This is a genomic window from Deinococcus sp. (assembly GCF_030523985.1).
Classification (GTDB): Bacteria; Deinococcota; Deinococci; order Deinococcales; family Deinococcaceae; genus Deinococcus.
In genome coordinates this window covers 1-9,656 of the sequence record NZ_JAUNHK010000097.1, presented here as the reverse complement: position 1 = coordinate 9,656, position 9,656 = coordinate 1, and the positions used below count along the sequence as shown (strand labels likewise).

10 protein-coding genes are annotated in these 9,656 nt (G+C 65.0%); 4 read left to right on the top strand and 6 right to left on the bottom strand.

Features of this window, described 5'->3' with window-relative positions; translation table 11 throughout:
• Positions 1-485 (top strand): homoaconitate hydratase (locus Q4C89_RS12170; protein WP_303102886.1); only part of this gene is annotated, 485 nt, incomplete at its 5' end.
• Here Q4C89_RS12170 and Q4C89_RS12165 read toward each other — a convergent pair.
• Complete coding sequence (locus Q4C89_RS12165) at positions 482-856, bottom strand: hypothetical protein (RefSeq protein WP_303102885.1); 375 nt, start codon at positions 854-856, stop codon at positions 482-484. The genes Q4C89_RS12170 and Q4C89_RS12165 overlap by 4 nt on opposite strands.
• Positions 857-964: 108 nt before the next feature.
• Between Q4C89_RS12165 and Q4C89_RS12160 the strand changes: the two genes are divergently transcribed.
• Positions 965-1,975: a DUF1517 domain-containing protein gene (locus Q4C89_RS12160; RefSeq protein WP_303102884.1), complete on the top strand. Its 1,011-nt coding sequence runs from the start codon at positions 965-967 to the stop codon at positions 1,973-1,975.
• A 75-nt stretch (positions 1,976-2,050) separates the two neighbouring features.
• On the opposite strand, the gene Q4C89_RS12155 is transcribed toward Q4C89_RS12160, so the two are convergent.
• The 5 genes from Q4C89_RS12155 to Q4C89_RS12135 form a co-directional block, all read right to left on the bottom strand.
• Positions 2,051-2,902, bottom strand: a complete 852-nt coding sequence (locus Q4C89_RS12155) for a carbohydrate ABC transporter permease (protein ID WP_303102883.1) — start codon at positions 2,900-2,902, stop codon at positions 2,051-2,053.
• A 12-nt stretch (positions 2,903-2,914) separates the two neighbouring features.
• Positions 2,915-3,871 (bottom strand): carbohydrate ABC transporter permease, encoded by a 957-nt coding sequence (locus tag Q4C89_RS12150; RefSeq protein ID WP_303102882.1) that lies wholly within the window; start codon positions 3,869-3,871, stop codon positions 2,915-2,917.
• 103 nt (positions 3,872-3,974) lie between these two features.
• Entirely contained in the window at positions 3,975-5,234 is a 1,260-nt protein-coding gene (locus Q4C89_RS12145) for an ABC transporter substrate-binding protein (protein ID WP_303102881.1), read from the bottom strand.
• Between the two features lie 287 nt (positions 5,235-5,521).
• Positions 5,522-6,034, bottom strand: coding sequence for a heme-binding domain-containing protein (locus Q4C89_RS12140; RefSeq protein WP_303102880.1), 513 nt, complete (start codon positions 6,032-6,034; stop codon positions 5,522-5,524).
• Between the two features lie 35 nt (positions 6,035-6,069).
• A complete protein-coding gene (locus Q4C89_RS12135) occupies positions 6,070-7,992 on the bottom strand; it encodes a heavy metal translocating P-type ATPase (protein WP_303102879.1) in 1,923 nt (640 codons plus the stop codon).
• Positions 7,993-8,152: 160 nt separating this feature from the next.
• On the opposite strand from Q4C89_RS12135, the gene Q4C89_RS12130 reads away from it, so the two are divergent.
• Entirely contained in the window at positions 8,153-8,662 is a 510-nt protein-coding gene (locus tag Q4C89_RS12130) for a DUF456 domain-containing protein (RefSeq protein ID WP_303102878.1), read from the top strand.
• 56 nt (positions 8,663-8,718) lie between these two features.
• The gene (locus Q4C89_RS12125) at positions 8,719-9,537 is read left to right on the top strand and encodes a CAP domain-containing protein (RefSeq protein ID WP_303102877.1); all 819 of its coding nucleotides are present in this window, start codon (positions 8,719-8,721) and stop codon (positions 9,535-9,537) included.
• The last annotated feature ends 119 nt before the right edge of the window (positions 9,538-9,656 follow it).

The window sequence follows — 9,656 nt, the reverse complement described above, 5'->3', positions numbered from 1 at the left end:
CCGACGACATCCTGCCCGGCAAGTTCGCCCCCTTCATGGCAGGCGAGGACGTGTTTCAGACCTTCGCGTTTCATTACATCCGTCCCGAGTTCGCCGCGCAGGTTCAGCCCGGCGACGTCCTGATTGGCGGGCGCAACTGGGGTCTGGGCAGCAGCCGCGAGTACGCCCCGCAAGCCCTCAAAAAGCTGCGAATCGGCGGCATCGTCGCGCCCAGCTTTGCCCGTATCCACTATCGCAACCTGCTCAACCTGGGTATTCCGGCGTTCGAGTACGACCTGACCGAACTGCTTCAGGATGGCGACGAGGTTTCGCTGGACGCCCAGACGGGCCTGCTGACCTATGCCGGCGGTACGGTGCAGCTTCCACCCCCGCCCGATTTTCTGCGCGAGGCCCTGCGCGAAGGCAGCATTCTGGAATTTTTCAAGAAGCACGGACGCTTTCCGGGCGAAGATGAAGAAAACGCACAGCCTCAGCCCACGCGCTAACCCAGCAGCCCCAGCCGCCGCGCCAGGGGAGCCGCGAAAATCCATTCCTCGAGTTCGTCGCTGCCCTCCACCCGCACCAGAACACACCCGCGTTCCAGATAAAACCCACAGATTTTGGCCCAGGCTTCCTCTTCGGTCTGGGCTTCTTCTTCCAGGTCGGCCAGCGTGCCCCAGAGGTCGCCGTCCACTTCCGCGCTCTGGAGCGCCTCGGCGTGTCCACTGAGCACGTAGGCATCCACCGCTTCGTCGTCCGGGTAGGTTTTGCCGGGCGTGCGCCGCTCCAGGCGGTCATCCCGCTCGTACAGGCTGTCGAGGAAGGTCTGCCATTCGGAAAGGGAGAGGGTCAGCACGGTGTCGCTGCTCAGGGTCATGTCGGCAGTGTACGTGCCGGGCACAGCCGATGAAACGGGCCGCGCACCGCCTACCCATTTTCTTCACGCCGCAACCCGCCCGCCCCTCGCCCCGTAAACTGAACCATTATGGGACAACACGATGCCACTGCCCGCCGTCCACACTTTGCCTGGTCGCGGCGGCTGCTGACCGTCGCCGCCTGCGGAACCCTGGCACTGGGCGGCCTTTCCCTTCCCGCCACCTCCCTCGACCTGGGGCTGGCTGCGGCGCAGTCGGGCGGCGGTTTCGGCGGCAGTTCGTCGGGTGGGGGCTACCCTGGCGGCAGCAGTGGCGGCGGCTATTCAGGTGGTGGGTACTCCGGAGGCGGCTACTCGGGCGGTGGCTATAGTGGCCCCATCATCATCGGCGGGGGCGGAGGCTACTACGGCGGGGGCATGGGCTTCGGGGGCGGCATGGGCATCGTCCCGCTCATCATCTTCGGGGTCGTGGTGTTCATGGTCGTCGGCGGCATGCGGCGTAGTCTCGGTGGGGGCGCACGCGGCCTGGGCAGCCTGGGCAGCGTCAGCGGCACCGCGCAGGCGCTCAGCGTGCAACTGCTGCTGGCCGAGGGCGACGAAGTCAAGAGCGAGATGCAGCGCATCGCCCGCGAAGGCGACCCCGACACCAACGCTGGACTGGCCCGCATGATGCAGGAAGCTGCCCTGGTCGCGCTGCGCCACCCCGAACGCTGGGTGTACGGCAACGTAGAGCGGGCGCAGGGAGCCGCCAACGCCGCCGCCAACCAAGTCGGAGCCTGGGCGACCGAAGCCCGCGCCGCCTTTCAGGAGCAGACCACTAGCAATTACCAGAACCAGGACCCCGACTCCGGTTTCCAGCGCCGCACCAATTACAGCTACAACAAGGAGGCAGGCGACCTGTACCTGGCCGTGACCATCGCCGTCGCCGCCCACACCCTGGGCAACCTCCCCCCTGCCGGGGCCACCACCGCCGCCGAAGCCCGCGCCGCGCTGCTCGCCATCAGCGGGATAACGGAGGGCGACCTCATCCGCGCCGAAGTCATCTGGAGTCCCGATACCGAGGGCGAGTTCCTCAGCGAAGACGAAGCCATCGTCAAGTACCCGAAATTGAGCAAGCTGTAAGCCAGCAGCAGAATGCAAAAGAGAGGCCGCCCGGTACGCAGGCGGCCTTTTCCTTGTGCTTTGAGGCTTTGAGCTTCAGCCCTTCACGGCTCCGGCGGTCAGGCCGCTCACGATGTTGCGCTGGAAGACCAGCACCAGAATCAGAAGAGGCACGGTCACGATGACGCTGGCCGCCATCGTCAGGCCGAAGGGCGTTTCATATTGCGAAGCGCCACTGAAGTTGGCAATGGCGACAGGAACGGTGCTGGCGGCGTTGTCGGAGGTGAAGGTCAGCGCGAACAGGTACTCGTTCCACGCGTTGATGAAGGCGAGCAGGCCGGTCGTGACCAGAGCAGGCGTCATCACGGGCAGCAGCACCTGAAACAGTGTTTGCAGCGGCGTCGCGCCGTCCACATAGGCGGCTTCTTCCAGTTCGGTGGGAATTTCACGCACGAAGCTCGTCAACGTCCAGACGGTAAACGGCAGCGTGAAAATCATGTAGCTCAGAATCAGGCCCCACCAGCTGTTGTAGAGGCCGAAGCTCTTGACCATGGTGTAGAGGCCCGACAGCACGGCAATTTGCGGAAACACGCTGACCGCCAGGATGATGTACATCAGCACGCTCTTGCCCTTGAAGCGGAACTTGCCCAGTGCGTAGGCCGCCAGCAGCGACAGCAGCAGGCTGATGATGACCGTGCCTGTCGCCACCACCACCGAGTTGAGCAGGTTGCGCAGAAAGCCGCCGTTGGTCAGAACGTCGGTAAAGTTCTTGAGGCTGGCCTGGGTGGGCCACCACAGCAGCGCTTCCTTGGAGAGCTGACCCGAACCCGTCAGGCTGGTTTTGATGGCCCAGTAGAACGGGAACAGCACGTAAAACAGTACGATGGCGACCACGATCCAGAAAGCTGCCCACGACAGGCCGCGAACCATAGGATTTTTTGAGTTCATTCGCAGACCTCCTCAGTCGAACTTGACGCGCAGGCTGGTGACGTAGATGGCGGTAAAGACCATGATGATGAGGAAAATCACCACGCTGACCGCGCTGCCGAAGCCGAACTGCGAGTTGGCGATCAGTTCCTGGCGGGCGTAGATGCTCATGGTCATGGTTTCGGGCGCGTTGCCCTTGACGATGTAGGGCATGTCGAACACGCGCAGCGAGTCCAGCGTGCGGAAAATCAGTGCGACCAGCAGCGCGGGCGTCAGCAGCGGCAGGGTCAGCCGCCAGAATTTGGTCCAGGGCGAAGCACCGTCCACATCGGCGGCCTCGTACATGTCACTGGGAATGGTCTGAAGGCCCGCCAGCAGCAGCAGTGCCATAAACGGCGTGGTCTTCCACACGTCCACGGCGACCAGCGCCGCCAGCGCCGTGTCGGGGTTACTCAGGAAAGACTCGCCCGGTTGCAGGAAGCCGAGGCTCTGCCCCCACTGGCTGATGATGCCGAACGAGTCGTTGTACATCCAGTTCCACATCTGCGCCGAGACAACGGTGGGAATCGCCCAGGGCACCAGAATGGCGGTGCGCATCAGGCCCTTGCCCTTGAAGTTGGAGTTGATGACGAGCGCGAAGGCGAGGCCCAGCACAGTTTCGAGCGACACACTGAGCAGCGTGAATTTGACGGTATTCCAGACCGACTGCCACCACTCGGGCGTCTGAAGCAGGCCCAGGCCCACGCCGTCTTCGGTGGTAAACCAGTAGTTCCCCAGGCCAATCCACTTCGGCGCGGGGTCATTGATGAAGTTGTATTCGGTAAACGACAGGTAGATGGTGCGCAGCAGCGGGTAGCCCGCCACCGCCGCCAGCACCAGCAGCATGGGAATGAGCATCAGGACGGCGGTGCGCGAGCGGGACTTTTCCAGCCCACGCATCTTGACGGGCACGCGGGCCTGTTGTGGCCCAGTCGGAGGGGTTGCGGTCATAGGTTGCCTCCAAAGTGAGGAAAAAAGCGCCCACCGCGACGGGGCAGGGGCGCTTCAGGACAGGAGGAAGGGCGGGAGAGCGCGGGGGTCTCCCACCTGCCGTTTACCAGCCGCGTCCCTTGATGCGGTTGAGCTGGCCTTCCAGGGTCTTGAGGGCGGGGCCAGGGGCGCTCTTCTTGGTCAACACGCTGTAGACGGCGCTGGAGAAGGCGTCGGAAACCTGGTTGTACTTGCTGCCCGTGACCGTGGCGGGGCGGGCGACGGCGTTGGTGAACACGTCGTACAGGCTGCCGAAGAAGGGCACGGCCTTGAGCACGTCCTTGTCCTTGTACAGCGAGGCGATGGTGGGGTTGTAGCTCGCCTGCACCGCGCGGCGCTTCTGCTCCTGCACGCCCGTCAGGTAGCGCACCAGGTCGGTGGCTTCCTTCTGGTTCTTTGAGTAGGCGTTGACCGCCAGTTGCCAGCCGCCCAGCGTCGCGGCGGGCTTACCACCCGTGCCAGCGGGCAGGGCCGCCACGCCGATCTTGCCCGCGATGGGGCTGCCCTTGGCCTGACCAGCGGCGTAGGCGTAGGGCCAGTTGCGCATGAACGCGGCGTTGCCCGCCTGCCACACGTTGCGGGCTTCTTCCTCGCCGTAGGTGGTGACGGCGGCGGGGGCCACCGTGCCGACCAGTCCCTGGATGGTCCGCAGGGCTTCTACGGCCTTGGGGTTGTTGATGGTGACTTTGCCGCTGCCGTCCACGATGGTGCCGCCGCCGAAGGAGCTGACCCATTCCAGCGCGTCGCAGGTCAGGCCTTCGTAGTTTTTGCCCTGGAACACGAAGCCCACGAATTTGGGGTTGGCCTTGCGCTCGCCCGCCTGAATCTTCTGGGCCATGGTCGCCAGTTCGTTCCAGGTCTTGGGGGGCTTGGCGTAGCCGTACTTCTTGAGCAGGTCGGTGCGGTAGTACAGCACGCCCGCATCGGTGAACCAGGGCATGGCGATCAGCTTGCCGTTGATGGTGTTGTTTTCCACGATGGCGGGGAAGTGCGCCTTGACTTCGGCGGCGGGGATGGACTTGCTCAGGTCGGCGAGGTGCTGGCCGATCAGACCGGGCCACACCACGTCGATCATATACACGTCCACGTCGGCGGACTTGGCGCCGAGTTGCTGTTGGTAGAGGGCCAGACGTTGGTCGGTTTCTTTGGGGACCTGAATCAGCTTGACGGTGTTGCCCGTCTTTTTGGCCCAGGCGTCGGCGCCCTTCTTGCACTCGTTGAACCCCTGGCCCACCGAGTCACAGGCGAAGGTCAGCGTTACGGCACTGGCCTGGGTCGCGGCGAGGGCAGCGGTCAAACCGAAAATGGCAGCAATCTTTTTCATGATTCTCCTTGGCGTGGCCGCACCAGTTCTGTCAGGCCCCGAGTAGGCCAGCGGAAGCGGTTCCAACCACAGATGAACGTTTGGTTCATGCAGGCTACACCCGCTGGCATAGCTACGTCAATTCATCGTCAGCGGAAATTTTGCCGTCCAGCACAGCAGTCTTTCGTGAGTGCGAACTGTATCGTTTCAGATTTGAGGAACGGGTTTCTGAGAGCCTGTACGACACGGCCAGGGGGCATCTCCCCTTCTGGGACGACGCTCCCTGGCCGCGCAACACTTCCCCGCGCTCAGTCGCCGTCTTTTTCGCCTTCTTCCCCACCCTCGGACTTTCCTCCAAAGGTCACCGTGAGGCCCTTGATCAGTTGGTCGCGCTCGGCGGCGGTCAGGCGGGCTTCGGGGTGCATGGGCAGGTAAGTCGGCTCAGGCATGGCACCCTCGCGGACCTCGTTGGCGGCCTCGTGCGCGTCCTCGCCGAAGCCGGGAACCGACACGTTGAACTTGCTGCGGCCTTCGTCCACATGGCGCTGCACCAGCCAGGACACGGGCGCGACGTTGGAGTACCAGGGCCACTTGGTTTCGTTGCTGTGGCAGTCGGCGCAGGCGCGGTCGAAGAGCGCCTTGGTCTGCGGACTGTCCCACTGCGGCTCGGCCTGCACCGCCGGGTTGGCATGGGCGCGGCCATAGGGAACGAGCTGGGCCAGCAGGAAAGCCCCCAGCACGCCGCCCAGCACTTTGGGCCAGACGGGACGGGACACAGGACGAACGGTGGTGGTGGTGACGGTTTTGGTGGGACGGGACATACTTTCTCCTTGTTGCCGAGGTTAGGTTTTTCAGGTCAGAGACGATGACGCAGCAGGCGCAGGCCCATGAAGACCACGAACACGGTGCCGCCTTCGTGGGCGATCACGCCCAGAGGCAGCGGCACCTTGCCCATGACGGCGAGCGGCGCGACGACGAGAATCACCCCGAAGGCGAACAGCAGGTTGAAGCGGACGGTGCGGCTGGCGTCTTTGGCGAGGCGCACGGCCCCCGCCAGCTTGCCCAGATCGTTTTGCATCAGCACCACGTCGGCGGATTCGATGGCTACGTCTGTCCCGCTCGCCACCGCCACGCCCAGGTCGGCGCGGGCCAGGGCTGGCGCGTCATTGACGCCGTCGCCCACCATCGCCACCGGGCCGGGCAGTTCACCGATGATGCGGAGTTTGTCCTCGGGCAGCAGCTCGGCGCGGTACTCGCTGAGGCCGACTTCGCGGGCCACCGTTTCCGCCACTTCTTTCTTGTCGCCCGTCAGCATCACGGGGTGGGCGATGCCCGCGCCCCTCAGACTGGCGATGGCCTGGGCAATGCCGGGGCGCAGCGCGTCGGCCACGCCCATGATGCCGAGCACGCGGTGGCCCACGCCCACGACGACGGTGCTGCTGCCTTCGTTGCTCAGGCCCGTCAGCGCCGCCTGCTGCTCGGCGGTCAGCACGGCGTTTTCGCGCTGGGCCAGGCGCAGGTTGCCCGCCCAGGCCAGTTCGCCTGAGGGCAAGCGGGCTTCGATGCCGTGACCGGGAATAGCCTGCGCGTCGGTGAGTGTCACGGCCTGCACACCTTTTTGCGCGGCGAACTGCACGATCGCCTGGGCAATCGGGTGTTCAGAGTGCGCTTCCAGACCCGCCGCCAGGGCCAGGGCCGCAGTTTCGTCGTCTGCCACGATATGGGTCAGGGTCATCTTGGCCTGGGTCAGCGTGCCCGTCTTGTCGAAGGCGATGGTGTTGACGCCTGCCAGCGTGTCCAGCGCCGCGCTGCTCTTGAACAGCACCCCAGCGCGGGCCGCCGCCGCCATAGCCGAGAGCATCACGGCGGGGGTGGAAATCACGACGGCACAGGGCGAGGCGACCACCATGAAAGTCATGGCGCGGTACCACGAGTCGGGAACGCTCAGGCCGCCCAGATAGTGCAGTCCCGCGTAGACCAGCGGCACCGACAGCAGCACCAGGGTGGCGTAGGGGCTTTCCCAGCGCTCGCTGAGGGTTTCGGTGCGGCTTTTCTGGGTCTGGGCGTCTTCCATCAGCGCGACCAGACGGGCCAGGGTGGACTCTCCGGCAGGGCGAATCACTTCGGCTTCCACGCTGCCGTTGAGGTTGACCGTCCCCGAGGCCAGTTCCGCGCCCGGAGCCTTGTCAATCGGGCGGCTTTCACCCGTGATGGGCGACTCGTCCACCGAAGTATTGCCCGTCACCACGCGGGCGTCGGCGGCGATGCGCTCGCCCGGCTTGACCACCAGCAGGTCACCGATGCGGATGTCGCCCAGTTCGCACCATTTCTCCACCCCGTCGCGGCGCACGGTGGCTCCTTCGGGGTTGAGGTCCATCAGGGCTTCGATGGCGCGTTTGGTGCGGCCCATCGCCCAGTCCTGCAAGGTGTTGGACAGGCTGAACAGGAACAGCAGGATGGCACCGTCCGCCGTCTGCCCGATGGACGCCGCGCCGAGGGCGGCCAGCACCATCAGCAGGTCAACGTCCAGCTTTTTCTCGACAAAGAGGCTGTGCAGCGCCTCACGGCCCGCCGGGATGCCGCCTGCGAGGTAGGCGAGGCCGTAGCCCGCCCACATCACGGCGTCCTGACGCACCACGTACTCGCCAATCAGACCGACAATCAGGCCCAGCAGGGTCAAAAGGGTGAACAGGAGGGCCTGACGTATGTCGGGGGGGATGACAAATTTTTTGCTGCCCGGAGCCTGGGCAGGGGCTGGCATCATGGTGGGTGCGGTCATATCGAAACTCCTGGGATGGGGGCTTATTGCGAAAAGTTCTCAATAGTCAGGCTAGCGTTCCCGCCTCCCAAACTCAACGCAGAAAACGGGGCGGAGTGGTCAGGATTGCCACCCCTAACGCGGGGAACTCTGGCCGTCTGCGCCGCGTATTCTGCGCCATATGAGCCTTGCCTTCATCATCTTTCTGGTGGCCTGGATAGCGGGAATGGTCTGCACCTTTCTGCCCGCTGTGCCCGCGACCCTCATCATTTTTGCCGGGGCCGCCATCGCCGTGCTGCTGGACGGCTTTCAGGCGGGGGCCGACCTGCCGTTTCTGCTCGGCTTCGGGCTGGTCACGCTGCTGGTGATGAGTGTGGACAACGTGGCCTCGGCCTGGGGAGCCAAAAAGTATGGCGGCGGCAAGGAAGCCATGTGGGGCGCGATTGTCGGCGGCTTGCTGGGGATGTTGCTGGGGCCACTGGGCCTGTTCGTGGGGCCGCTGGTGGGGGCGTTCGCTGCCGAACTGCTCTTTGCCCGCAAGCCGCTGGAAGACGCCGGGCGCTCGGCCTGGGGCACGCTGGTGGGCATTCTGGCGGGCATCGGGGCCAAACTGGTGCTGCACTTCGTTATGGGTATCTATACCCTGTGGCGACTGTGGGAACCCGCGCAACGGGTCGTGGGCGGCGGCTGAGTCGCAGTCGTGAACGGGTCAGAAGCGGGTCAGTCCTCGGCCTCTACCCTGGAGCCGTGAAGCTCCTTCCCTTTGCGCTGAGTCTGACCCTGGCGTCCCTGAGCGCCTCCGCGTCCGCTGCCAGCCCTGCCCAACCCGATCAACTTCGCGCCGCCGTGCAAGCGGCTCTGGCAGGCTGCGGCGTCAAACCCGCGCTCTCGGTGCCGCTGGGTCAGGCGGCGGCTGACCTGCTGGCCTCCTACGAACTCGGCAAGGCACTGGAGCGCCAGAACTACCGCCCCCACAACGCCCAGGGCTGGACGGCGACCTACCACGGCGACCTGAACTGGGTGCGCCGAACACTGGCGCAGCAGTGCGGCAAGTGGCAGGGCTACGCCGAGTACGGCCTCGCCACCGACGGCACCCGCATGGGCATGGTGCTGGCGACAGCGGCGCGGGTGGACCTGACGCAGTCGCGGCGGTGGCTGAACGACTTTCTGGCCGCGACCAACCGGGCCAGAAGCCAGGGCCAGAAGTGCGGGGGCAAACTGATGAACGCCACCGGGCCGCTGAAATGGGACACCCGCCTGGAAGCCGCTGCCGCCCGCCACGCCCGCGACATGGTGCGCTTCGATTTCCGGGGCCACACCAACCCCAAGGACGGCAGTGACCCGCTGGAGCGGGCAAAAGGCTACGGCTTTCGCGGCAGCGTGGGCGAAAATATCCAGTACGGCTCGATTACCGCCGCCGAAGCGGTCAAACACCTGCTGACCAGCCCCGGCCACTGCGAGAACTTGATGCGCCCAGAGTGGAAACTGTTCGGCGCGGCGGTCAACAACGGGACGAGCAAGACCCTGTTTCCGACGTACTGGGTGCAGGTGTTCGGGGCGGAATAGGGCTAAAAGAGAGGCCCAAGCTTGTGCGCTTCGGCCTCCTCTTTCGCTCAATTCCCAGGCGTCTACACCATCGGCAACCCGCCCAGCACCGCCGCCGCTTCGGGCGTAAAGCGCGGCAG

Coding starts and splice junctions, on each gene's coding strand:
- Q4C89_RS12165 (WP_303102885.1), bottom strand. CDS start 856: ATGACCCTGAGCAGCGACACCGTGCTGACCCTCTCCCTTTCCGAATGG.
- Q4C89_RS12160 (WP_303102884.1), top strand. CDS start 965: ATGGGACAACACGATGCCACTGCCCGCCGTCCACACTTTGCCTGGTCG.
- Q4C89_RS12155 (WP_303102883.1), bottom strand. CDS start 2,902: ATGAACTCAAAAAATCCTATGGTTCGCGGCCTGTCGTGGGCAGCTTTC.
- Q4C89_RS12150 (WP_303102882.1), bottom strand. CDS start 3,871: ATGACCGCAACCCCTCCGACTGGGCCACAACAGGCCCGCGTGCCCGTC.
- Q4C89_RS12145 (WP_303102881.1), bottom strand. CDS start 5,234: ATGAAAAAGATTGCTGCCATTTTCGGTTTGACCGCTGCCCTCGCCGCG.
- Q4C89_RS12140 (WP_303102880.1), bottom strand. CDS start 6,034: ATGTCCCGTCCCACCAAAACCGTCACCACCACCACCGTTCGTCCTGTG.
- Q4C89_RS12135 (WP_303102879.1), bottom strand. CDS start 7,992: ATGACCGCACCCACCATGATGCCAGCCCCTGCCCAGGCTCCGGGCAGC.
- Q4C89_RS12130 (WP_303102878.1), top strand. CDS start 8,153: ATGAGCCTTGCCTTCATCATCTTTCTGGTGGCCTGGATAGCGGGAATG.